Raw genomic sequence first — 24812 nt, 5'->3', positions numbered from 1 at the left:
TTCTCTTATAAACTCGACAATAGCCGCTCGTATTCTGCATGAGAACCCACCCAAAACCAGATAATAACTTCTCCTTCTATTTGACCTATGGCTCTATAGTTTCTGCTAATTCGAGCAGAATAAATCGGTAATTTTGGATGTACTTTCTTGAAACGCAAACTCGGATGATTTGGGTTTTCTCTAAATTGGCGATATGCTACCCGCGTCTGTTCTTGGATTTGTTCGGGTAAAGCTGCAAATAAATTCCGAAATTGGGCTGTAGTTTGCGATTTCACAATGTTTCTGGATCGAGTTCTAAAGTTTTGCCCGCATGATATTCGGCGATCGCATTAGCAGCAAGTTGGGCGAGGACATCGGGAGAACGAGCAAATGCTTTATCCCAACGGCGATCGCTTTCCAGTTCTTCTAATATTATGGCGGCGATCGCATCTTGTTCCGGAGACGGTAAGTTTTTTAATTGGACGATCGCGCGATCGAGTAATTCGGTCATAATCTTTTGACTATTTTCTGAAGGTACTTTTATAGTAGCGCGATCGCATCTCTATCGAAGGCATCATTGAGGAAGTGCGATCGCTTGTCCTCTCGGTGACGGCTGTGAATTTTATTCTCTGGGAGTGCGACTGAGGGGAAGAGGTGCTAAAACAAAACTAACTCTCGAATAAAACAGAAGCGCGATCGCTATGAAAACCCGCACACGCAAGCAGCACGCCAAAAACCGAACTTTTGCCCGAAAATTTATTGTTCCCCTGCTGTCTTTGCTCTTGTCATTCTGTTTTACTGTTTCTTTTGTAGCAGGTTGGGGACACGCGCAACTTACTAGTACTCGATTCTTGATCCCCAAAAATCGACACCCTCAATCTTGGGAAAGAGAAGGAATTTTAGCTGCTCTTGATGACTCAGACCCGGAAATATGGATTAACGCATTAAATAAATTGGCACAATACAAATTATCATCTGTTAGTATTCCAGATCAAAAATTGAGTCAAATTAAGAACTTTGTAGAATATGAAGAAAACGCAATAGTTCGGACTACAGCTGTTCGTGTTTTAGGAAATATGAGAAAAGTAGCTGTACTACCTAAAATTTTAGAACTGTTAGACGATTCCGATCTTTCTGTCAAAAATGCGGCTATCTACGCTCTAGGAAATATGGGAGAAGTAGCCAAAGATGCAATTCCTAAAATGATAAAACTGCTAGACGATTCCGATTCTTCTGTCAAAAATGCGGCTATCTACGCTCTAGGAAATATGGGAGAAGTAGCCAAAGATGCAATTCCTAAAATGATAAAACTGCTAGACGATTCCGATTCTTCTGTCAAAAATGCGGCTATCTACGCTCTAGGAAATATGGGAGAAGTAGCCAAAGATGCAATTCCTAAAATGATAAAACTGCTAGACGATTCCGATTCTTCTGTCAAAAATGCGGCTATCTACGCTCTAGGAAATATGGGAGAAGTAGCCAAAGATGCAATTCCTAAAATGGTAAAACTGCTAGACGATTCCGATTCTTCTGTTAAAAACACTGCTGTTTCTGCTTTAGGAAATATGGGAGAAGTAGCTAAAAATAAAATTCCTAAAATTTTAGAACTGTTAGGCGATTCCGATTCTTATATCAGACGCGCTGCTATCTACGCTCTAGGAAATATGAGAGAAGTAGCTGTACTGCCTAAAATTGTAGAACTGTTAGATGATTCCGATCTTTCTGTCAAAAATGCGGCTATCTACACTTTAGGAAATATGGGAGAAGTAGCCAAAGATACAATTCCTAAAATTGTAGAATTGTTAGACAATTCTGATACTTCTGTCAAAAATGCGGCTGTTTCTGCTTTAGGAAATATGGGAGAAATAGCCAAAGATACAATTCCTAAAATTGTAGAATTGTTAGACAATTCCAATCTTTCTGTCAAAAATGCGGCTGTTTTTGCTTTAGGAAATATGGGAGAAGTAGCCAAAGATGCAATTCCCAAAATTGTCAAATTATTAAATAGTATTAATAATGAAAATTTTAATTATATATTTTTTGATTCCAATGGTTTTTCTATCAACCTTAAAAGTACTAGTATTTCTGCTTTGGGAAAAATAGGAGAAGCTGCTAAAGACCATATACCTCTCCTTATTTCACTTTTACAAGACTCTGATTTCAATGTCAGAAATAGTACTATTTTTGCTCTAGAAAATATGGGAGGATTAGAATTTAAAACAATATTGCAAATTCTCAATGCAGTTTATTATTATCCATCAGAAGCTCCTCAAATTCGCTTTCTCGCCTACTTTACCAGCAATGCTGAAGAAGAATCGATCGCACTCATAAAATGGCTGGCAGAACCTCACGAGTATCCAGATATCCTCAAACGTGAAGAAGCAGTTAAACTCCTAGAGATTTTTGATAAGGCTTGGCAACAAAGCGGAAATTTAAGTAAATTACGTAAAGATCTCGCTCAACAAATCGCTACTATTAGCAAGAAGATTAATTGGCAAGATCGCGACATTCAATTATTACAACAACATTCTAAAAACCTCGCTGATAATTTCAACGAAGCAGATACTCTCAACACAGTCATCAACAAAATTGAGCGCAAACAATGGTTCTTTCGGGCATGGAAAATCTGGCTGGCTCATATATGTTTCTGGCTGACCCTCATTTTCATCTATCCCAAATCTCCCCCCATCCAAGCGATCTTCTTCTGGAATCCTTGGGTGCGGCGCATCACCGGACTCGGCTACGTTGGCTTTTGTCTCACATGGATTCCCTTCCTCCGCGCCAAACTTTTCGCCCCCTTCCGTGCCTCCCTCCTCGCCGATGCCGATCTCGAAAGCCTGCAATATCAGGAATATTTCCCTAACTCCAACATCAGAAGCCAAGCCTCCCAAAAAATAACCCCCCTCGATCGCACCATCCCCGAAATCAAAGGGCAAATCGTCCTACAAGGGGAATCCGGCTACGGAAAATCCATGTTTCTGCGCCACCTCGCTCACAAATCTCGCCGCGTCGTCGTTTATCTGAGAGCCGATCGCTGCGACAAAGGCGTTATCGAAGCCATTAAACTCAAACTCCACGGACAAACCCAAGACCCCAAATTCCTCCGCAACCTCATCTATAGCGGCGCTTTGGATATCTGCATTGACGGACTCAACGAAGTCAACGCCGAGATCCGTGCCAATATTACTCACTTTGTCGAGCGCTACTTCAAGGGCAATATTATCATGACCACCCAGCCCCTCGAATGGCGATCGCCCACCACCGCCAAAACTTACATCCTGCAACCCCTTGATCGCACCCAAATCGAACAATTTCTCTACACTCGTCCCCTTCCTGACGATGCCCAACTTTCCCAACTCGACTATAAAAACGCCTGTACCGCCTACCTCGCCAAAACCCTTGATGATAAACAAGTCCCGGAAGATCGCGCCGCTACTCGACTCATTCTTTCTAACCCAATGGATCTAACTTTTGTCTCGAGAGCGATCGCGATCGCCCAATCTCCCGATCTTTTCCACCTGCAAGAACAACAATACAACCTCATGGCCAAAGATTATCGCGCCAAACAGCACGAAGATTTCCCTCTGTTCCCTTTTTCCGAATGGGTGTATCAAATGCGCCTCAAAGACGAAGTTGTTTTACCTGAAGAGAAATTCTTCGAAGAGTTGCAATGTATGGCGCGTCACAAACTCGTCATTTGCCAAAAATTCCCCGATCCTGAAGGAAAATCCCTGAAAGAATGGAAATTTCGCCACGATAAAATTATGGAATTCTTCATCGTGCAAACCTTCCTCGGAGACAACAACGATCGCCCCCTCAAACATTTTAAAGATCCGCGCTTTCGAGGGGTATACTTCCTTTTAGCTCACCTTCTGCCTCTCGAAAAAGCCAAACAATTACGAGAAGATCTGATACAGTATGCCGCTAAAACCCAAGATCATACGGTTAGTGATGCCTTTATTTTACACTTGAACTCTCGACAAGCGATCGCTTCTTAAAACAAAAGCTATTCCCTCGTTTTCAAAACTTCAATTAAATTGAGCCTGTGCAACTGTCGGCTAATTAACGCCCCAGATGCGATCGCGACAATCACAACCACAATAATCGTAAAAGCATAAGTCGATCGCGTAATAATTAAAGGAATGCGATACATTTCATTATTGTAGGCTTGAGAAGTCAAGGCAGCTAACCCATATCCCATTAAAAAACCGATGGGCAGGGAAAGCAACGTTAAAATACATTGTTCCCCCAAAAAGATAAAAGCAACCTCTCGCCGCGTAAACCCGATTATTCGCAAACTGGCTAATTCTCGCCCGCGTTCGGAAAGTGCAATTCTGGATGTATTATAGATAACACTAAAGGTAATAATTGAGGCAAAAATTACCAAAATTCCTGTAAAAACCTTTAAGTTTTTGCCGCTAATTTCCTCAAAACTATTCAACATGGCTTCACGCGTTGCAATACCAGTTACGGCAGGGATTTCCTTCAAGCGGACGTATAATTCATCCGCCATTTTCTTATCTACCATGAGATAAGCCCCGGAAATGGTTTGACCTTCCCGCATGAATTGATTGAGCGCATCGATGTCTAAATACGCATTAATTCCTAACATTTCATCCACCGTTCCCACCAATGTGACTTCGCGAATAGGGCGATCGCCTTCTAAAACTTCTACCGTGACGCGATCGCCAAGTTCTAAATGGAGAATTTCCGCGAGTTTAGTTGTCACAACCATTCCATTTTGAGGTAACTTAACCGTCGTTAAATCTTCTGCAATTAAACGCCGCAATTCTCCCTCGGGTTCGATCCCCGTTAAACCCGTGCGATAGCGATAATGTTGGTGTTGCAAACGTGCCGGAACAATGCGAAACGGTTCCGATCGCATGACCCCCGGTAATTGTGCCACTTCATAGCGCGTTCTGGCGGGACGAGGTTCGTTAAAAATAATCGTCATATCTTCCCGTTGAACGTGGCGAAATTGCAATTCGACGAGGTAGTTCATCGCATCGGAAAAATAGCGCCCGGTCATTAAAATGGCAACCGCAACCCCAATCCCCACAATAGAGAGAACCGCTTGCAAGGGTTTGCGTTCGAGGTTGCGTAAAATGATGCGCCCTCCTGCCGAGAAAAAGCGCTGTAAGCCCCAACGTTCGATTAATGTGGGTTTGTATTCGGCGGGGGGTTCGGGACGCATGGCGACGGCGGGAGGGAGGGCTGCGGCGCGATATACCGGCAATATTCCTCCGATCGCGGCGGCAGTAATGCTAATAAAAACGGCCTGCACGATGAGCGCAGGAGCGGCTCGATAAGTGAGAATGGGAAAGCGAAAATATTCGGTGTAGAGTTGCGTGAGTCCATTCCCCAACCAGAGTCCGAGAAGAATGCCCAATCCCGATCCCAACAGGACGATCGCGAGGACGAATTTGAGATAATGATTGGCGATCGCACCATTACTATAGCCAAACGCCTTCAATACGCCGATTTGGTCTCGTTGGGTTCCCACGAGGCGAGAGAGGACGATATGCAGCAAAAAGGCGGCGATCGCAAGGAAAATCGTCGGTAACATTGTCGCCATCACTTCCAAACTAACGATCTCGTCGGAAATAATGCGATGAGACATTTGATCGTGTCGTCCGTATGCCCCGAGTCCCCCATAGCGATCGAGAAGGCGATCCAAACGAGAAATCACATCGATTTCTGTTGCCGTCGGACTCATAGTTAAAGTGAGGTCATTAAATGCGCCATCGAGATCGAAGGCATTACCCAAGGCTTGGCGATTCATCCAGAGGATGCCAAAGCGCTTGTTATCGGGATAGAGTTCCCCCGTCCCGCGCACTTCGTAGATATATTCCGGAGAGAGGGCAACCCCGACAATTCGCAATCTTTGCCAACGTCCATTGAGGACCGCACCGATGCGATCGCCCAGTTGCAATTGATTGGCCTCGGCAAAGGCTTCACTCACCAAAATCTCGTCATCGCGATCGCTTCGCAGATATCGCCCGCGTCGGAGAAAAATATCGTTGAGGAGGGGACGATTTTGGCGAGGAAGGGAGATTAAGCGACCGGTTGCCGGTTCCGCGCGATCGGGGATATCGAGGTTAACATCGACGACGATCCGAGATTGAACCCGATCGACTCCCGGAATGGTTTCTATTTGGGTAACGAGGGACTCGGGGACGCGTTTGACACTGGCAAAAACCTCGGCGAAACGATAGCGATCGTAATAGGTTTCTTGGGAGAGTTGTAAGGAATCATAGGCACTCATGGCCATGACAAAACAGGCAATCCCGCAAGCTACTACGAGGGCGATCGCGATCGCCCCTCCCCAGAGTCGAATCAAATCTCGCCATAATTTGCGATCGAGGGCGTGCATGATGTTCGAGCCGAATTCGCTACTTTCTATTTTGACGGAAGACAAGGCGAAAAAACGCGATCGCAATGATTCGCAATCTCAACAATTCTTCCTCGGAGAAATTAAGGGTTTGATGCGTTTACTCTATGACAAATCGATAATACTCTCGCGGAAGAAATTAAAAAATATTGCGATCGCCTTGAATGTTATAAAAATTCATATTCGCGTCTAATTTACAAGTTTCTACTGGTTTTAAGTAAAAATACGATGCAATATCATTGCTGTTTTCAGTATAATCACGCATATCTTTTTTAATCTCAGTTATCAAAATAAACCTATAGGTTAAACATGCAAGGTCGAGAATATCTTCATTCAGATTGTATCTTCACGAGTTTTTCACAAGTTTTTCGCGATTTTATCCTATAGTTAATAACTCTAAAGTTTGCTTGTTTAGAGTCAAATTCTAGTCTAACAAAAAAAATTAGAAATTGCGATCTTTTTTTTGTTATCACTAAAAAAATACAACAAATGAAAATAATGGAACATACTTTTATTGCTAATATGAAAAGCCAATACGATCGCCTCCAAAAAAAATATCGCCGAATCGTTTTTCCTCTCTTACGAGGATTATCGATCGCGATCGCCACAGCGATTTTAGCGATCGCTTGTAATTCTCAGCCATTAGAGCCTTTACGGGTGAGTGCGGGAATTTGGCCGGGCTTTGAACCGTTTTATCTGGCTCGAGAACTCGGCTACTATGATAAAAAGCTCATCAACATGGTAGAGACAACTTATATTCAAGAAGAACTGCGTGCTTTTTTTGAGGGCGAAATAGATATGTTGTGCGGACCGATAGATATAGCCATCGAATTTTTAGAAGCAGAACCCGATATTGGAGTTTTTCTCATCACAGATATTTCTCATGGTGGTGATGTTCTCATCGTCCAACCTGAAATTAACAGTATTGCCGATCTCAAAGGTAAAAAAATTGCCATGCAACCCGCTCCTTTAGGAAAAGTGATGGCCAGTCTTGCCTTGGAAACAGTTGATTTATCCCTAGAAGACGTAGAACTTGTTTCTCTCGAACTTCCCGATCAACAGAAAGCATTTGCAGCGAAAGAAGTTGATGCTATCGTGACATATAGTCCCATTAAAGAAGATCTCCTTACGATTGGAGGAAAAAATATCTTTGATAGCGCTGATGTCCCTGGAGAGATTGTCGATTTGCTCATCGGCAGGAAATCATTAGTCGAGACCCATCCTCAACAATTACAAATGCTTTTAGAAGGATGGTTTAAGGCAATTGATGAATTCAAGAGAAATCCAGAAGAGAGTATGAAATTTATGGCCAAACGCGAAGGAGTATCCCTCGAACAATTTCAACAATCTATGAAAGGCTTGAAACTGGGCGAAATCGAAGTCAATCGAGAACTATTCGAGCAACCTAATTCTAACACCATCAACAGAATGAAAAAAATGGCTACTCATCTGAAAAAAATTGGGATTGTAAAAAAAGAAATAGATCCTAGTTTACTTTTGGAAGGTAGACCTTTTCAAAATCTAAAATTAGATTAAAATACAAGGCAGGTCGATTGTGAAACGCTTTTCTTTATCTTTACGTTATTCTCTTCCGCTCATTCTTTTGACTTTAGGCAGCCTTTCTAGCTTGATTGCTTTTCAGAAGGAAGTGAGTATTACTTTGGCTCGAACTGAGAAAAAAGTGGAACAAGAAGCCAAGTTTATTGCCAATCAAACAGTGAGTTCAATTGAATATCAATATCGGCAAAATAATTTAGCAGGAATCGAGTTAATTATTCGTCGGTTGGGAACAGCTCCCCATCTCGATTTAGCAGTCACGATCGACAAAAATGACAAGATTATTTTCTCAACTGCATTACAATACCAACAAGACAAAAGTTCAGATGTTTTTACAGAACGACTAGAAGCTGGCATACAGAGCGTGCGTCAAAAACGAGTTAGTCAAGCAATTATTAGTAAAGATCGCCAGACACTTTGGATGTTATATCCTATTAATTTAGCCAATTCTGCGAGTTCTGCCGGCTCTCTAGCCGCCTCGCAAGTTGGTGTATTGTTACTTCAATACGATCTATATTTTTTAAAAAAACAAGCTTATGCCGATGCGATTCGTCAATCTTTAACTTATAACATAATTCTTGCTGTTTTATGCTTATTTCTCTGGCTCTTTTTCTCAAAATTTGTGGTTTATCCTTTGAGAAGTTTAACCGATGCTGCAACAAAAATCGGTCAAGGACAATTAGACACTCGCATTCAGATCGAATCTCATAATGAAATTGGAGTATTGGCTCGCTCTTTTAATCAAATGGTACAACAATTACAAGATTCCTTAATCGCTTTAGAAAAAAGCAATGAACGCTTAGAACAGCGAGTTAAAGAACGAACTCGCGCACTCGCACTATCTAACGAACAACTGGAAATCTCCAAAGAAAAAGCCGAAGTTGCCAACCAAGCGAAAAGTTCATTTATCGCCAATATGAGTCACGAGTTGAGAAGTCCATTAAATGCAATTCTCGGTTTCTCTCAAATCATGACGCGCTCCCAAACACTCTCGCAAGAAAATCAGGAAAACATTAGTATTGTTAACCGCAGTGGCGAACATCTTCTCAGTTTAATTAATAATGTTCTCGATCTCTCAAAAATTGAAGCCGGACGGATTACACTCAATGAGAAAAATTTTAATTTTCATCGCCTTCTCGACGATATTGAAGATATGCTTCATCTGAAAGCTAATGCCAAAAATCTACAATTATTAGTTAATAAAACCGACAATGTTCCACCATATATCCGCACTGATGAAGTCAAACTGCGTCAAGTTTTAATTAATCTCATTAATAATGCAATTAAATTTACTTCTGAAGGTGGGATATCAGTGCGAGTCAGTCACCAGTCACCAGTTAAACAACCAATAACCAATAACCAACAACAACCCACCCCCAACCCCTCCCAAGAGGGGAGAGCAAGAGGGGAGAGCAAGAGGGGAGAGCAAGAGGGGAGTAACCAACAGCAAACAACTATTTATTTTGAAGTGGAAGATACGGGAGCAGGTATTGCACCGGAAGAACTCGATAAACTTTTTGAAGCCTTTACGCAGACGGAAACCGGCAGACAAGCTCAAGAAGGAACGGGTTTGGGATTACCGATTTCTCGAAAATTTATACAATTAATGGGAGGAGATATTCGCGTAACTTCTCAAGTCGGAAAAGGAACGATTTTTTCTTTTACAATTGAGGTTAAGATCGTACAAGAAAATGAAATCAAAACTGTAGCTCCTAAACGTCGTATTCTTGCTCTCGCGCCCAATCAACCCCAATATCGTATTTTAATTGTGGACGATAAACCTCTTAATCGCAAATTATTAATAAAACTCCTGTCTCCTCTTGGCTTTGAACTCAAAGAAGCCAATAACGGACAAGAAGCAATAGAGATTTGGCAAAGCTGGCAACCGCAACTGATTTGGATGGATATGCGAATGCCGGTGATGGATGGATTTACGGCTACCCAAAAAATCAAAGAAACAACCCAAGGACAAGCTACTGTCATTGTTGCGCTGACAGCTAGCGTATTAGAGGAAGAAAAAGCGGTTGTTTTATCGGCTGGATGCGATGCGTTTATGAGAAAGCCCTTTCGAGAAGAAGACATCTTCAAAACAATGGAAGAGTATTTAGGCATACGCTATGTTTATGAGGAGATCGAGAGTCAATCTCAAAAAGAGCAAGCTACTCAAGAGGCACTTCAAGAGAAAGTGAGGGCTTTACCTGAAGAATTAAAGGAACAGTTAAATGATTCTTTGCTGACAGGAAATTTAGAAAGAATCGCGATCGCGATCGCCAAAATTCGTCAATCTGATAACACTCTCGCTGACGCAATTAAAAAATGTTGCGATCGCTTTGAATACTACACCATTTTAAATTGGCTTTCTACTTAAATCTTTCCGCATGGGTTTCAACTTTCAAGGTATTTCATTTGAGCGACAATGTTAAAGTGATGCTAAAATTACAATATAACTAAAATCTCATTCAACGTAATTTTATGTTTTCCAATCCCAAAAAAACACGGCAAGGAAATATTTTAGTTGTAGATGATATTCCAGATAATTTACAACTCTTGGTAGAATTATTATCAGAACAAGGCTATCAAGTTCGTCCGATCCCAAGTGGGAAATTAGCCTTAAAAGGGATTCATCTCGACTATCCCGATTTAATTTTACTGGATATACAAATGCCAGACATGAATGGCTATGAGGTTTGCAAATCCTTAAAAGCTGACGAGCGTACGCAAGATATTCCTGTTATTTTTCTGAGTTCTCTCGATGATGTACTTGATAAGGTTCGGGGTTTTGAAGTAGGAGGAATTGATTATATTACAAAACCTTTTCAGCCACAAGAAATACTGGTTCGCGTTCAAACACATATCACGTTATCGCGACTTCAGAAACAATTACAAGATAAAACAGAAGATCAAGATCGACAACTTCAAGAACAGAATTTTCTTTTAGAAGGGATGGTCGAACAATTAGAAATGATGAATAGTAAATTGGAAATGAGCAATCAGGAAATTGGGATTAAAAATAAAGAATTACAAGAAAATTTAGAACAATTGCAAAAAGCTCAACTCCAGTTAATTCAAAGTGAAAAAATGGCAACTTTAGGGCAACTTGTTGCGGGAGTCGCTCACGAAATTAATAATCCTGTTGTTTTTATTGATGGCAACATTCATCATGCTTTAGAGTACATTCGAGATTTAATTTATTTACTCGAACTCTATCAAAATTTAGTTACTAATCCCCATGAAGATATTCAAGAATATATTGAAGAGATCGATCTCGACTTTTTAATTGAAGATCTTCCCAAAACGATCGCATCGATGAAAGAAGGTTCTAATCGCATTCGTAATATCAGCAATTCCTTACGCACATTTTCTCGCGGAGATAGCGATCGCAAAATCAGCTTCAATATTCACGAAGGAATTGATAGCACATTACTCATCTTAAAACATCGCCTCAAAGATATAGGAGAACGTCCAGCCATCAATGTTGTTACAGAATATGGAGAATTGCCAAAAATTGAATGTTTTCCCGGTAAACTCAATCAAGTCTTTATGAATGTTTTATCCAATGCGATCGATGCTCTGGATGAGGCGAATAAAAACTCTACCCTTGTTGCTCCCTTACAAATTACCATTAAAACCGAAATCGATCGCGTAGGAAATCAAGGGATTGTTTGGATTGAGGATAAGGGTATGGGAATGTCAGAGGAGATTAAAAATAAAGTATTCAATCGCTTATTTACGACGAAAGAAGTCGGCAAAGGAACGGGTTTGGGGTTGGCAATCTCTCGCGAAATTATTGAAGAAAAACACGGCGGCAAAATCTGGTTTGAATCGGAGTTGGGCAAAGGAACGAAATTTGCGATCGCACTGCCCCTATCCTAAAATTCTATCGACAATACTGAGTTTTTAAACCTAGCAGTTATTTCCCAGTCTCCATACATTACTTTTCAGTAGAATTACGAATAAATTCTCAATCTCTTCTTAAGCCGTGAATCTTTACATCAACAACACCTAAAATATAACTTTTTTTTTGATTGATACTTTCACAAGTTTTTCACAATTCTTGAGTATAGTCAAGATTAAGATTATACGATAATATAAGGTAAAGATATATCTAATGAACATTAGATCTTTTCTTGTTTTTTTATTTCTATGCAGCTCGACAGTAGGACTTGTCAGTTGCTCTAACAATCAAATTCAATCCTCAAAAGACTCTGCTACTCTAGATTCTGAGGCAATCTCCGAAGTCAGTGAAGAAAATTCACTGGTGATTTGGTGGCAGCAAACCTATGTAAGTGGAGCCGATGAAGTAAGCGCTCGGCTAATCAGCGAGTGGGAAAAAAGTTCTGGGATCAAAACTACTTTACAATTAAAACCTAGAAATATCGACGAAGAACTCGACAGTGCGATCGCACAAGGTAACGCTCCCGATATTGCTTTTATTGCCGATAACTCTCCCATCATTCCCCAGTTAGCTTGGGAAGGAGAATTAGCAGATGTTTCTGATGTCATCGATCCCATCCAAGATTCATTTAATCCGGGCGTTTTAGATGGCGCTAAATTTCTCAACAAAACAATAGATCGGCGCAGCTTTTATGCCATTCCCACAGGGATGAGTATCTACAATATTCACTATTGGAAACCTTATCTCGATCGCCTCGGACTCAAACAAAGCGATATTCCTCAAGATTGGCAGGGTTTTTGGCAATTTTGGCAAGATGTGCGCGATCGACTGCACCAGTTAGGAGAGAAAAATATTAACAGTTTTTGTATAACACTGAATAAAGATTCGGGGGATGGTGCCCAAGCCTTTTTGCAATTTCTGCACGGTCATAATGCCACTATCTTTGATAATAAAGGAAAGTTAGTCATCGATCGCCCAGAAAATCGTCAGGGATTGATTAACGCCCTCTCCCAATTATCGGATTTATATCGAAATGGATACATTCCTCCGGGGGCGATGGAATGGACGAATTCAGACAATAATTTTCAATTTCTCGATCGCCAATGTTTGTTAGTCAGCAATGGTTCTCTCTCCATTCCCACCACTCAAAAACTGCCAGACAGTCCCTACACCCAGAAAGAGAAAAACCGCTACGTTAACGAAATTGTCACTCTTTCACATTGGCCGAATACTGTTAATGATAGTCCTTTTAAAGTTTTTGTCGGACCTTCTTGGATTGTTGTTCCCGCTAATAGCGATCGCCAAGCAGCCGCTAAACAATTTCTGGCTTATTTGTTGCAACCCAAAAATATCCAACTGTTGATCGAACAGCAGAAAGGACAAGATATGCCCCCCATGCCAGAACTATTGAATACCCCGTTTTGGCAGAATCCCGAAGACCCCCACTTTGCCGCCGTGCGAGTTATCTCTGCGGGTAACATTCAGCCTTATCCCAATACAAATCCAGCTTACGCGGAAGTTAGCAAGCAACGGATATTCACTACTGCATTAGAAAAAGTCATTCAAGAAGGAGTTTCTCCAGAAGAAGCTGCAGATAATGCGATCGCTCAAATCAAAAAAATTATCGACCAATATTAAGATTAGGAGAAACAATTATGGCTTTACCTCTGAGAAAAAGTCTGTTAGTTCAATTAACCAGTTATTTTTCCCTCTTGTCCGTTGTCACCGTCGGCATTGTTGCCCTAGTCGCCTATAACCAAGCCAGACAAGCCTTGACAGAAGAAGTGGTCGATCGCTTGACCGTAGCCACAGCCTTAAAAAGCGCTCAACTCGATGAATGGGTTGAAAATCAACTCCAAGATGTTCTTTTAACGAGTCAACATCCTCCCATCCGAAAAGCAGTAGCAACTTTGCTCACAACTGATACTTCAGAACCCAATTATCAAGAAGCCGAGCGATCGCTGGGAGGGTATATCGATCGCTGGACGACCATCAAATCTAATATGCAGAATATCCGCGTTACCACAAGAGGGAGTTATGTTATATTTGATTCTCAAAGTGCAGAAACAAAAGGGAGATATCGACCCAATGCCGCCCCGGCAACCTTTTTTACAGCCGATACTGCTGATGCGATCGTTCCCAACTTCTATATTTCTTCAATCACGGGTAAATCTGCAATTACCTTTGCGACACCGATTGTCGATGAAGAACAAATCCCAATGGGAGCGATCGCCGTCGATCTGCGCTTGGAAGATATTGATGCACTCATTCGTAATAATACGGGATTGGGAGAAACAGCAGAAACTTATCTGGTTGCTGATAGCAAAAAAGGGGCGATCTTTATATCAAGAAAGAGCGGGAAAATTGTAGAATCCCAAGACGAAATGAGTAGCATCGGCATCGATCGCGCGATCGAAGGTCAAGATGGTTTTGGACTCTACGAGAATTATGCAGGAATTCCCGTAGTCGGGGTTTATCGGTGGCTTCCCGACCAAGACTTGGCATTGCTCGCAGAAATCTCTCAAGAGGAAGCATTTGCCCCTGCAAGAAAACTGGCACGGAATATCCTTCTGATTGGCTTACTTTCTGCTGGCGTATTGTTAGCTGGAATCTTTTTACTCTCTCGGCAGATCGTCCGTCCGATCGTTGCCATCAGCCAAGCCGCAGAATCTCTAGCCGCAGGGGATTTAAACCAAACAGCCCCTGTGATGACCGAGAATGAAGTAGGACTGCTGGCACGAACTTTTAATCAAATGGCCAGCCAATTAAAAGCATTAGTTGAAGACTTAGAACAACGAGTTCAAGAGCGCACAGCCGAACTCGAGATCGCCAAAGATAAAGCTGAAGTTGCCAATCAAGCGAAAAGCTCTTTTATTGCTAATATGAGCCACGAGTTGAGAAGTCCCCTCAATGCTATCCTTGGCTTCACGCAAATCATGACTCGTTCTCAAACGCTGACCTCAGAAAATCAAGAAAATGTCGGTATTATCAATCGAAGTGGCGAACACCTTTTAACTCTAATTAATAACGTTCTTGACCTGTCTAAAATTGAAGCCGGACGTTTGACTCTTAATGAGAAAAACTTCGATCTCCATCGTCTTCTCAATGATGTTGAAGATATGCTTTATCTCAAAGCAGAAGCCAAAAATTTGCAACTATTAGTCGAACACACATCAGAAATCCCTCAATATATTCGCACCGATGAAATCAAATTGCGTCAGGTTTTAATTAATCTGATTAACAATGCGATTAAGTTTACGGAAGAGGGCGGAGTCTCAATCCGAGTCGGTCAATTATCTCAGAATCAACCAATAGCTCAGACTAAAATTATCTTTGAGATTGAAGATACGGGAGCGGGAATTGCTCCAGAAGAACTCGAGCAACTCTTTGAAGCCTTTGCCCAAACTGAAACCGGAAAACAAGCGCAAGAAGGAACAGGATTAGGATTGCCGATTTCTCGCAAATTTGTCCAACTGATGGGAGGAGATATTCAGGTCACTTCAGAAGTGAATAAAGGTACAACTTTTGCTTTTGAAATCCAAGTTCTGGTCGTCCAAGAAAGCGACATTGAGACCGAAGCACCCAAACGTCGTATCATTGCTCTCGAACCCAACCAACCTCGCTATAAAATCCTAATTGTGGATGATAAACCCCTCAATCGCCACTTATTAATTAAATTGCTTTCTCCTCTCGGATTTGAACTCCAAGAGGCGAGTAATGGACAAGAAGCAATAGAAATTTGGCAGAGTTGGCAACCCCAATTTATTTGGATGGATATGCGAATGCCAGTGATGGATAGATTCACCGCAACGCAAAAAATCAAAGCAACATCTCAAGGAAAAGCAACAACAATTATTGCCTTGACAGCCAGCGTATTAGAAGAGGAAAAAGCAGTTGTTCTCGCAGCAGGATGCGATGCTTTTATGAGAAAGCCATTTCGAGAAGAAGATATTTTTAAAACAATGGCAAAATATTTAGGCGTGCGCTATATCTATGAAGAGATCGATCGCCCTCATCAAGAAGCGAAAGAAAGCCAAGAATCGATTCAAGAAAAAGTGAGTACATTATCTGGGGAATTAAGAGGGCAACTCAAAGATGTTTTGCTGACAGGAGATTTAGAAGGAATTGCCAATGCGATCGCGGCGATTCGCGAATCCGATAATACTCTCGCTGAAGCTCTGCAAAAATACTGCGATCGCTTTGAGTATCAGAAAATTTTAAGTTGGATTTCTACTTAGAATGACTTCAAAGCGATCGCAAAGTTCAGTGAAAATACGAGCAAATGCTTTCACAAGTTTTTCACAATTTCCCAGTACAATAAGAATCAAAATTACAACTCTAGCCTATATGCGATCGCAGTCATTTAACAATATTAACGATAATGCTAAACTTAGTATCCAGATCGAATACAGTGACCACCACATCTATGATTCCTTCTCAAACAAGTTCCCGGCAGGGCAATATTTTAGTGGTCGATGATATTCCTGCAAATTTACAACTATTAGTAGGATTATTGTCAAACCAAAACTACAAAGTTCGTCCAATGCCGAGCGGAAAATTAGCATTGCAAGGGATTCATCTCGACTATCCCGATCTCATTTTACTTGATATTCAAATGCCAGACATGAATGGCTATGAAGTATGTAAGTCCTTGAAGTCAGACGATCGCACCCGAGATATTCCCGTTATCTTTATTAGTTCCCTTGATGATGTCTTTGACAAAGTTGAGGCTTTTAATGTCGGTGGAATTGATTATATTACCAAGCCTTTTCAAGCCGAGGAAGTATTCGCACGAGTTAAAACTCATATCACATTATCTCGACTGCAAAAAAAATTACAAGAAAAAACAGAAGCTCAAGATCGAAAACTTCAAGAACAAAATATTGTTTTAGAGGACACAATTGAGTGTTTAGAAGATGCTAACCAAGAATTACAAGAACGTTTTCAACAACTTCAACAAACGCAATTACAATTAGTCCAAAGCGAAAAAATGGCAACATTAGGGCAACTTGTTGCAGGAGTCGCTCACGAAATCAATAATCCTGTTGGATTTATTGAAGGGAATATCACGCATGCTTTAGAATACATTCAAGATTTAATTTATCTCGTTGGGATCTATCAAAATAAATTATCGACTCCCGATGCAGAAATTCAAGAATATATTGAAGAGATCGATCTCGATTTTTTAATCGAAGATCTACCCAAGACAATTGCTTCGATGAAAACGGGAGCAGATCGCATTCGCAATATTAGCAACTCATTACGCACTTTTTCCCGAGCAGATAGCGATCGCAAGGTTAACTTTAATATTCACGATGGGATTGATAGTGCTTTACTGATTTTGAAACATCGCCTCAAAGATAATGGCGATCGTCCGGCGATCGAGGTCATTCAAAAATATGGAGAATTGCCCGATATTAAATGTTTTCCGGGAAAACTCAATCAAGTGTTTATGAATCTTTTGGCAAATGCGATCGATGCCCTTGATGAAGCGTTGCACAATCCCGATCGCGCCCAACCTCAACAAATTATCATCAAAACTGAAGTTGCAGAAGCAAAAGATCGAGCGATTGTATGGATTGAGGATAATGGGACGGGAATGTCTGAGGAAATCAAAAATAAAATTTTCGGGCATTTATTTACCACCAAAGAAGTCGGAAAAGGAACGGGTTTGGGACTTTCGATCGCTCGCGAAATTATCATCGAGAAACATGGAGGAAAAATTTGGTTTGAATCAGAATTAGGGAAAGGCACAAAATTTGCGATCGCACTGCCTCTATCCTAAATTCACCAATCAATATAATTAATTCGTGCTAACGGTTCTAATGCTGCTAAAATACGATTACCATAGCTGCGATGATTAACGCGATTATCCAGCACCGCCACAACACCTTGAGGATCTCGCAGAGGGAACACCGCACGCTGTAATTCTCGTAGAGCAACAGGTAGCATATAGTTGCGAAACCAATCTTGACGGCGATTTTTATAATAATTCACCCGAGCGGCAACAAGAGGGTTTTCAGTAGACGGAAAAGGTAAAGTTGCAATGATGAGAAGTTGAGGAGTCGGTAAAATATCCTGACGCGATCGCCAAAATTCCCAACCACTGACTAATATTCCATCCGAGGCGAGATCGGTTTGCTCGACTTGCACCCCAGAGCCAAATTCTGCGGCTAAAGTCGCGCCTACTTGCATTCGTAAGGGGGTATCTTCCACCACGACGATCGCGGGACGTTTCATTGCAGAGATCCATTCCGGTTGATGGCGATGCTGATAGCGCTGTCCCAGCATTCCCCCGCGACACAAGCGCGTTACTTGCTGCAAAAGGGCGCTTTGAAATTCTTTGGTATTGGGAAGCGGCAAGCGATCGGGGAGATAGAGTTGAATGCACTCGGTTTGGCGATGGGGAGAAAACTGAACGCAAGTTAAGTCCCCCAACCCCAATTGCTGCCGATAAATAGGGGCATTTGAGTCCCAGTCGAGAAAGCCTCCCATCAGGACTATGGGCTGTTTTTGCCATACTTCCTTGAGGGACGTGGCGACTTCGAGCGGGGCAATGTTGAGGGTAAATTGAGATCGCGTTTGGGTTGCAGAGATCCAGTTTAATGTTCCTTCCTTTTGCCAAGATTGCCAAAATTTCGACCATGTAGGAGGGAGGCGATTGCTTGGTATCTCTGCAAACAAGGTTGCCAGTAAGTCTGCTTCCTCGGAAGCGATCGTATAGCAGTTGTGAGGATTGTGAGGGCGTTGAGAAAAACATTCAGCTAGGCAATCGCGAATTTGGGTAATGAAAAGTTGGCGATCGGGACAATTGTGAATTAACTCTAGCCAATCTTCAGGGCGAATTTGTACGGTTAATGCCTCTCGCGTCCAGTTTTCCCAATCATCGGCAGGATCGATTAGGGTTGTAATGCCCTCGGGAAAGTGTTGTTTACTTTCATTTAGGGAGAGGCGATCGCACAACCAAGATTGAGGGGAAGCGAATAAGAGTCCTTTAAATGTAGAAGAAGGAAAGCGATCGCTAACTACTATTTCTTTTTCAATTTTTAACCCTTGCAAGAGTTGGGGAATATAATCTTGCAATAATTTCTGTTGTAGAATGGGAGGGGTAACTAGGATAACCGCATTATCCCACAATAAAGCCGAACTGAGATAGCTAAAACCATAAGTTTCTGTGGTACATCCCGTTTGCAGGAGAAGCGATCGCCCCAATCGCAGCGATCGTGCGACTAATCGCGCCATCGTTAAATGATGCTGCCAATAAGGTTTCCCTCGATCGCGTAAAAAGGAGAGTAAAGAACTGTGAACTCGGGCTTCTATGGTCACATCGAGCAAGAAAATATAAAGAACAAAGCAAGGGACAATCCCTTTCTCAAATTTTAGCGTTTTCTTTTAGGTATATCGATAAATTCATTGTTATAGGGAGCATTGATATTTTTAAGTTTCTCTAGAGTAAAATTTGAGAGAACTTTTAACGAGATAAAAAACTAACTCGAATTTGCTAGTTTATTATAATGCTGATAAAATGAGTGAGAGTATTTTGGAGTATTTTGATCCAATGAGTACATCACAATCACCCAGTCCTCAATCTCAATCATCACAAACTAATCCATCTAGTCCTCAACCTCAATCGTCACAAACTAATCCATCCAGTCCTCAACCTCAATCATCACAAACTAATCCATCCAATCCTCAGCCTCAATCATCACCACTCAATCAACTTACTTTACAAATTCAATCACCACAACCCACTCAAGCTAGTTCTCAAGCTCCAATTGGTTTAACTAAACCTCTGGCAAGCAATCAAGAAGGTAATTCAGCGCAGATATTAACAGTATTGATAGTAGGATCGTTGATTGGTTTATGTATTGGAGGAATAAGTGGATGGTTTTTGGGAAACCCAAAAGAGAACATCGCAACTTATCGCTCTAATCAAAAATACGAAGACCATAGTCAATGTCCAACCCTTGAAGATAAATTGCAAGGAATGGAAATTTTATCAATTCAGTGGGAAGTAGGGAGCAAGAAATGTATTTATCAATATCGCGTGAATGTAGATTAACCTAAGTTCGGGATAAGCGAAAACCTGCATTCTCTCATTAATTGTAACTCCTAAGAGTTCAAGCGATCGAGAAGTTGGCGAATTTTATAAGTATCTATTGTTGCAGGGGCGTTGTTTAAATAGAGTTCAAAATCAGATTTTGCTTGACTCCATAATTCTAACTGATAGTACAGCAAACCACGATCGTGAAGTTCGGAGAGATTATCGGGAAAGAGTAATAAAATTCGTTCCACCACTGAAACTGCCTTCTTTAATTTCTGACGACGGAGATAAATAAATTTTAGATTGGTCAGCATGCGTGCTAAAAATTGTTTCTTCGTAACGGGTTCTAAAAAATGGGGTTCAATTTTAACAGATTGGCTATAAAGTTTTTGTAGGAGTGCTTCACAGTCTTGTTCAAAGAGAATTTCTCCGTTATTAAACGCATCGACAAAAATACCAGATTCTGCAAAATCTGGACGGATGAGAAAATGCCCCGGCATTCCAATTCCCACCATTGGAAAATCAATACGTTTGGCGATTTCGAGATAAACAAGAGATAAAGTAATTGGAATTCCTACTCGGCGATCGATGACTTTATTAAAAAAACTATTGCGAGGATCGTAGTAATCATTGCGATCGCCTTGAAATTGCAAATCTTCATACAGATAGCAATTGAGAATTTGAATTGTTTTTAAAGGATAGGATGTTTCTTTCAGTCGTTTTTTGACTGCCTCAGCCATGATATCTAAGGCATTGAGATATTCTTCGAGATCGAGATCGGGATATTCTTCACAAGCGATATAGAGTGCTGCTTTTGCTAAATCAATTTCTGGTTCTGCTCGCCTAATTTCATGATAAAATTGTTGTCTGAGAGCAAATTGTCTAGGAGAAGAGAAATTCATTTTTTGAGAGAAATTATGCAATTTAAATACGTGCGATCGGTTCGGACTTTAATCAAAATAAAGAGATAAATGTTCTTCGAGCAACTGTTCGGCTAAAATTTCATCAGCAAAATACTCAGATAGCGTTTCGGAAATAAAATAGCGCTCTAAATCTTTTTCCGTAACTGCGCTATTGTTTCGCATAACGGGATCTCGAACAATTGGTAGATCGTTTTCACAACCTAGATTATGAGGGCTGATAAAACAATTATTGGGGTCGGCGGAAGCGAAGGAGAGAAACTCAACCACAAAGCCAACTGTCATCACGCCCAGAAATATGATACCAAAGATCGAAAAAAATATTCGCCGCTTCATTTTCCGTCACCCTCAGAAAAATCTTCTACTACAACACTCTAACAATTAAACTCGGGCGAGTGAGTAAAGATTTGATGAAACGCATTGAAGAAAGGGTAAAGATTTAGTGGATTCAATTGCCGATCGTTCCTTGAGAAAGCAAACTGGAAAAAGACAAACAATCTCTGTAAATTTACGGTTTTTTTATGCTAGTATTATCCCAACTTCTTCATCAAAATGTGAAGATTGTCGGATAAGAGCAAGAATATCGCTTAATATAAGAGTGCCATCTGCACGAACAGGAAAATTTGCAATACTGGTGCAAAAAATGAAACCCAGGGGGATAATGTGCGTTAATTTCATAAGAAGATGCGATCGGGAAACTCCGATTTTAAACTCATTCAAGAAAACGACTCATGTTAAAAGCACTCATTTTTGATGTAGATGGAACCCTTGCAGAAACCGAAAGAGACGGACACCGCATCGCCTTCAATCGTACTTTTCGCGAGGCAGGATTAGACTGGAATTGGTCGAGAGAATTTTACGGTCAACTTTTACCCGTTGCTGGCGGAAAAGAGCGCATTCGCTTTTATTTAAAGTATTATGGCCAAGAATTCCCAAAACGCGATCGCTTCGATGAATTCATTGCCGACTTACACTGGGCGAAAACACAACATTACCAAAACTTGTTGCGACGGGGAGAAATTCCCTTACGTCCCGGAGTCAAGCGCTTAATTAACGAAGCACGCGATCGCGAGTTGCGCTTGGCCATTGCCACCACCAGTTCCCATCCAACCACGATCGCGCTATTAGAGAATACTCTCGATCCGGCATGGTTTGAAGTCATTGCGGCTGGCGATATCGTCCCTCAGAAAAAACCCGCTCCCGATATTTATTTATATGTCCTAGAAAAATTGAATTTAGACTCTTCAGAATGTATTGTGATTGAAGATTCAGAAGCCGGTTTGCAAGCTGCAACAAGCGCTAATTTAAAAACCATTATTACGGCAAACAACTATACAAAAAGTCATAATTTTGCCAAAGCAACCCTGATTCTCAATGGTTTGGGAGAACCCGATCGCCCTTTTCTGTCCTTGCGCGGAGGAGTCGGCGATCGCCAATATGTCGATGTAGACTTACTTCAGTCCTTGTGTAGGGCTGGAATCTAGCCAAGAGTTAATATGAGAGCTAAGATAATAGCTTAATGATTTTTATTTCTCAGCGCGATCGCATAAATCCGATGTTTAATTTCTTTAAAAGTAAAAAATTCTTAGTTTTTATTGCTCTCGTTGCTTTCAGTTGTTTGCTCACAATTTTGCTGGCAAGCTGCACTCAAACTGCCTCAGAATCCCCAGAAATTCGCATTGGTTTAATTGCCCCTTTTAATGGCAATGCCGCAAAAACCACCGGAAATCCAACGGAACGCGGGGCAAAATTAGCGATTCAACCCATCAATGACAATGGTGGTTTAGAAATTGAAGGTAAAAAGTATCCCATCTCTTTAATTATTAAAGACGATCGCGATAATCCCGATGAAGCTGTTGCAGTTACTAATGAGTTAATCAATCAAGAAAAAGTAATTGCTATTGTCGGCCCCCCGCGCAGTCGTAGCGCTATTCCTGCTGCCGAAGTTGCCGAACGCGCTCGGGTTCCCATGATTAGTACAAAATCAACTAATCCGCAAACCACAGCCAATAAAAAGTACGTTTTTCGAGCGACTTATACTGACGAACTGCAAGGTAAAGCGATCGCGCGTTTTTCCACACAAGAATTAAAAATAGCCAAAGCAGCCGTCCTCTACGATATTGCTAATGATTACAGTCGCTATTTAGCAGAAATCTTTAACGAGGAATTTGAACGCTTAGGAGCAGAAATCGTGGCTTTTGAAAGCTACACGACAGATGTTGAAAATTTTCAAGAATCCTTAGAAAAGATCCGCGATAGCGAAGCCGAATTGATTTTTTTACCGAACTATGCAGAAGAAGTTTCCCAACAAGCCAAACAAATTCAAGAATTAGGTTTAGATATAACGCTAATTGGGGGGGATTCTTGGGGATCTTTATTAAAGGAAAGTTATACCGATCTCGAAGGTGCATTTTTTGCAGAAGTTTGGACGGCAGATCTGCCTAACCCAGAAAGTCAAAAGTTTCTCGAACAGTATAATAATGCTTATCAAGACCCTGTCAATAGTCATGCGGCTCTGACCTATGATGCCGTGAATTTAATTTTAGATATCATACAAGAGCAAGGAAAAGCCGATCCTGAAGCCCTTCGCGAAGGCTTGGCAAATTTGCAAGATTATCGCGGTGCAACCGGCAGTATTTCCTATGAAGGAAATGGCGATCCGGTAAAAAGTTTGGCTATCTTACAAGTCAAAAATAATCAGTTAGAATTTTATCAGCAAATCGATCCTTAAGAGATTACTTTTTCATTTTACATCGCTTATGTTGTGGCGCAAATTTTTCGGTTTCGCGATCGCGAGTTTTCTTTTAACCTTTCTCCCGGTAGCTTGCTGGTTTCCCTCTCCCGAAACCCCAGAAATTCCCATCGGCTTGATTGTTCCTTTAACAGGAGAAGTTGCAGAAATCGCTGGAGAATATTCTCTTCAAGGGGCCGAACTTGCCGTTAAAGAAATCAATGCAATGGGAGGATTACAAGTCGGCGATCGCAAGCAAAAAGTGAAGCTATTGATTGAAGACGATCGCGATACTCCCGATATTGCGATCGCCGCTGCCCGTAAATTAATTTATCGCGATAAAGTCGTGGCTTTAGTTGGATTGCCTTTGAGCCGAATTGCAATTCCCGTTGCCAGAATTGCTGAAGCATCGGCGATTCCCATGATTAGTAATTGGTCGAGCAATCCCGAAACAACTGCCGGTAAAAAATATATTTTTCGCATTATTTATACAGATGACTTTGCTGGCAAAGCGATTGCGCGTTTGGCTCGAGATGAATTAAAATATAAAAAAGCAGCTATTCTATATGATATTGCCAGCGAATACAATCGAGGACTAGCAGAATTTTTTCAACGAGAATTTGAGAAAGTCGGAGGGAAAATTGTTGCATTTGAATCGTTTATTACGAATGAAATAGATTTTTCCTCTCAACTCGATCGCATTCGACAGAGTGGGGCTGAAGTTTTGTTTTTACCCAATTATGCCGCCGAAATTTCTCGACAGATCGCTCAAATTCATGCACTGGGAATTGATATCGAGTTATTGGGTTGTGAAACTTGGTCATCTCTGCGCGAGAGCGATCGCTTTCTCTTAGAAGGGGCATTTTTTACCGATCCTTGGAATCCAGAATCAGAAGATGCAAAAACTCAAAAATTTGTTGAGGCATATCGCCAAATCTATCAGGAAATACCACCCACAGTTGCCGCTTTAACGTATGATGCGATGGGTTTGTTGTTTCAAGCTATTGAGACCCAAAATAAAGCGGATTCTGAATCGATTCGTCAAGGATTGGCAAATATTCAACATTATCATGGTGCAACTGGAAAAATGTTTTATCCGGATAATGGCGATCCCCACAGAAGTATTTTAATGATGCAGTTTAAAGGGGGTCGAGCCATAATTTACAAAACCATAGAACCCGAGTCCATATCTTCAAAGTTCCTTGAAAGCTCGATCGCCCATTGAGTTTGCACAAACTTTAATTTCGTAATTTTCCGATTGCAAATTTTCAGGATTATAATTGGGAACGTCTCGC

At 41.2% G+C, this 24812-nt stretch carries 18 protein-coding genes; 12 read left to right on the top strand and 6 right to left on the bottom strand.

Annotated features, from left to right (window positions below; all coding sequences use genetic code 11):
- Positions 1 to 5: 5 nt before the first annotated feature.
- The gene (locus tag AC6RV6_RS00225; RefSeq protein ID WP_500237928.1) at positions 6 to 275 is read right to left on the bottom strand and encodes a ParE family toxin-like protein; all 270 of its coding nucleotides are present in this window, start codon (positions 273 to 275) and stop codon (positions 6 to 8) included.
- Positions 272 to 490 carry a hypothetical protein gene (locus AC6RV6_RS00220; RefSeq protein WP_500237925.1) on the bottom strand — a complete coding sequence of 73 codons (219 nt, stop codon included), beginning with the start codon at positions 488 to 490 and terminating at the stop codon, positions 272 to 274. Before AC6RV6_RS00220 ends, AC6RV6_RS00225 begins: the two co-directional genes overlap by 4 nt.
- A 190-nt stretch (positions 491 to 680) precedes the next feature.
- On the opposite strand from AC6RV6_RS00220, the gene AC6RV6_RS00215 reads away from it, so the two are divergent.
- Positions 681 to 3977, top strand: a complete 3297-nt coding sequence (locus AC6RV6_RS00215) for a HEAT repeat domain-containing protein (RefSeq protein ID WP_500237922.1) — start codon at positions 681 to 683, stop codon at positions 3975 to 3977.
- Positions 3978 to 3985: 8 nt separating this feature from the next.
- Here the strand turns inward: AC6RV6_RS00215 and AC6RV6_RS00210 are convergent, their stop codons facing one another.
- Positions 3986 to 6352 carry an ABC transporter permease gene (locus AC6RV6_RS00210; protein ID WP_500237921.1) on the bottom strand — a complete coding sequence of 789 codons (2367 nt, stop codon included), beginning with the start codon at positions 6350 to 6352 and terminating at the stop codon, positions 3986 to 3988.
- Between AC6RV6_RS00210 and AC6RV6_RS00205 the strand changes: the two genes are divergently transcribed.
- From AC6RV6_RS00205 to AC6RV6_RS00175, 7 genes are all read left to right on the top strand, one after another.
- Positions 6351 to 6563, top strand: a complete 213-nt coding sequence (locus tag AC6RV6_RS00205; protein ID WP_500237918.1) for a hypothetical protein — start codon at positions 6351 to 6353, stop codon at positions 6561 to 6563. The two genes, AC6RV6_RS00210 and AC6RV6_RS00205, sit on opposite strands and share 2 nt — an antisense overlap.
- A 305-nt stretch (positions 6564 to 6868) precedes the next feature.
- Positions 6869 to 7906, top strand: coding sequence for an ABC transporter substrate-binding protein (locus AC6RV6_RS00200; protein WP_500237917.1), 1038 nt, complete (start codon positions 6869 to 6871; stop codon positions 7904 to 7906).
- Between the two features lie 19 nt (positions 7907 to 7925).
- The gene (locus AC6RV6_RS00195) at positions 7926 to 10295 is read left to right on the top strand and encodes an ATP-binding protein (RefSeq protein ID WP_500237916.1); all 2370 of its coding nucleotides are present in this window, start codon (positions 7926 to 7928) and stop codon (positions 10293 to 10295) included.
- Positions 10296 to 10399: 104 nt separating this feature from the next.
- The gene (locus AC6RV6_RS00190; RefSeq protein ID WP_500237914.1) at positions 10400 to 11800 is read left to right on the top strand and encodes a hybrid sensor histidine kinase/response regulator; all 1401 of its coding nucleotides are present in this window, start codon (positions 10400 to 10402) and stop codon (positions 11798 to 11800) included.
- Positions 11801 to 12185: 385 nt separating this feature from the next.
- Positions 12186 to 13460: an ABC transporter substrate-binding protein gene (locus AC6RV6_RS00185; RefSeq protein ID WP_500237911.1), complete on the top strand. Its 1275-nt coding sequence runs from the start codon at positions 12186 to 12188 to the stop codon at positions 13458 to 13460.
- 17 nt (positions 13461 to 13477) lie between these two features.
- The gene (locus tag AC6RV6_RS00180; RefSeq protein ID WP_500237909.1) at positions 13478 to 16060 is read left to right on the top strand and encodes a hybrid sensor histidine kinase/response regulator; all 2583 of its coding nucleotides are present in this window, start codon (positions 13478 to 13480) and stop codon (positions 16058 to 16060) included.
- 173 nt (positions 16061 to 16233) lie between these two features.
- The gene (locus AC6RV6_RS00175; protein ID WP_500237906.1) at positions 16234 to 17607 is read left to right on the top strand and encodes a hybrid sensor histidine kinase/response regulator; all 1374 of its coding nucleotides are present in this window, start codon (positions 16234 to 16236) and stop codon (positions 17605 to 17607) included.
- 2 nt (positions 17608 to 17609) lie between these two features.
- Here the strand turns inward: AC6RV6_RS00175 and AC6RV6_RS00170 are convergent, their stop codons facing one another.
- A complete protein-coding gene (locus tag AC6RV6_RS00170) occupies positions 17610 to 19148 on the bottom strand; it encodes a helicase C-terminal domain-containing protein (RefSeq protein ID WP_500237903.1) in 1539 nt (512 codons plus the stop codon).
- A gap of 232 nt (positions 19149 to 19380) precedes the next feature.
- Here AC6RV6_RS00170 and AC6RV6_RS00165 point away from each other — a divergent pair, with 232 nt between their 5' ends.
- Positions 19381 to 19884, top strand: coding sequence for a hypothetical protein (locus tag AC6RV6_RS00165; protein ID WP_500237901.1), 504 nt, complete (start codon positions 19381 to 19383; stop codon positions 19882 to 19884).
- A 50-nt stretch (positions 19885 to 19934) separates the two neighbouring features.
- Here the strand turns inward: AC6RV6_RS00165 and AC6RV6_RS00160 are convergent, their stop codons facing one another.
- Complete coding sequence (locus AC6RV6_RS00160) at positions 19935 to 20768, bottom strand: SirB1 family protein (RefSeq protein ID WP_500237897.1); 834 nt, start codon at positions 20766 to 20768, stop codon at positions 19935 to 19937.
- Positions 20769 to 20816: 48 nt separating this feature from the next.
- Complete coding sequence (locus tag AC6RV6_RS00155; RefSeq protein WP_500237896.1) at positions 20817 to 21071, bottom strand: hypothetical protein; 255 nt, start codon at positions 21069 to 21071, stop codon at positions 20817 to 20819.
- A gap of 446 nt (positions 21072 to 21517) precedes the next feature.
- On the opposite strand from AC6RV6_RS00155, the gene AC6RV6_RS00150 reads away from it, so the two are divergent.
- Genes AC6RV6_RS00150 through AC6RV6_RS00140 form a run of 3 tightly spaced genes read left to right on the top strand, consistent with a single transcriptional unit; the run spans position 21518 to position 24742 of the window.
- Positions 21518 to 22270: an HAD family hydrolase gene (locus AC6RV6_RS00150; protein ID WP_500237895.1), complete on the top strand. Its 753-nt coding sequence runs from the start codon at positions 21518 to 21520 to the stop codon at positions 22268 to 22270.
- 35 nt (positions 22271 to 22305) lie between these two features.
- Positions 22306 to 23517, top strand: coding sequence for an ABC transporter substrate-binding protein (locus AC6RV6_RS00145; protein WP_500237891.1), 1212 nt, complete (start codon positions 22306 to 22308; stop codon positions 23515 to 23517).
- A gap of 28 nt (positions 23518 to 23545) precedes the next feature.
- Complete coding sequence (locus AC6RV6_RS00140; protein WP_500237888.1) at positions 23546 to 24742, top strand: ABC transporter substrate-binding protein; 1197 nt, start codon at positions 23546 to 23548, stop codon at positions 24740 to 24742.
- Positions 24743 to 24812 lie beyond the last annotated feature (70 nt).

Source organism: Spirulina sp. LEGE 11439, assembly GCF_059821285.1.
Note: the sequence above shows the minus strand (reverse complement) of the source record. Positions and strands in the feature narration are given on the sequence as shown.

Coding starts and splice junctions, on each gene's coding strand:
- AC6RV6_RS00220 (WP_500237925.1), bottom strand. CDS start 490: ATGACCGAATTACTCGATCGCGCGATCGTCCAATTAAAAAACTTACCG.
- AC6RV6_RS00215 (WP_500237922.1), top strand. CDS start 681: ATGAAAACCCGCACACGCAAGCAGCACGCCAAAAACCGAACTTTTGCC.
- AC6RV6_RS00205 (WP_500237918.1), top strand. CDS start 6,351: ATGATGTTCGAGCCGAATTCGCTACTTTCTATTTTGACGGAAGACAAG.
- AC6RV6_RS00210 (WP_500237921.1), bottom strand. CDS start 6,352: ATGCACGCCCTCGATCGCAAATTATGGCGAGATTTGATTCGACTCTGG.
- AC6RV6_RS00200 (WP_500237917.1), top strand. CDS start 6,869: ATGGAACATACTTTTATTGCTAATATGAAAAGCCAATACGATCGCCTC.
- AC6RV6_RS00190 (WP_500237914.1), top strand. CDS start 10,400: ATGTTTTCCAATCCCAAAAAAACACGGCAAGGAAATATTTTAGTTGTA.
- AC6RV6_RS00180 (WP_500237909.1), top strand. CDS start 13,478: ATGGCTTTACCTCTGAGAAAAAGTCTGTTAGTTCAATTAACCAGTTAT.
- AC6RV6_RS00165 (WP_500237901.1), top strand. CDS start 19,381: ATGAGTACATCACAATCACCCAGTCCTCAATCTCAATCATCACAAACT.
- AC6RV6_RS00160 (WP_500237897.1), bottom strand. CDS start 20,768: ATGAATTTCTCTTCTCCTAGACAATTTGCTCTCAGACAACAATTTTAT.
- AC6RV6_RS00155 (WP_500237896.1), bottom strand. CDS start 21,071: ATGACAGTTGGCTTTGTGGTTGAGTTTCTCTCCTTCGCTTCCGCCGAC.
- AC6RV6_RS00150 (WP_500237895.1), top strand. CDS start 21,518: ATGTTAAAAGCACTCATTTTTGATGTAGATGGAACCCTTGCAGAAACC.
- AC6RV6_RS00145 (WP_500237891.1), top strand. CDS start 22,306: ATGATTTTTATTTCTCAGCGCGATCGCATAAATCCGATGTTTAATTTC.
- AC6RV6_RS00140 (WP_500237888.1), top strand. CDS start 23,546: ATGTTGTGGCGCAAATTTTTCGGTTTCGCGATCGCGAGTTTTCTTTTA.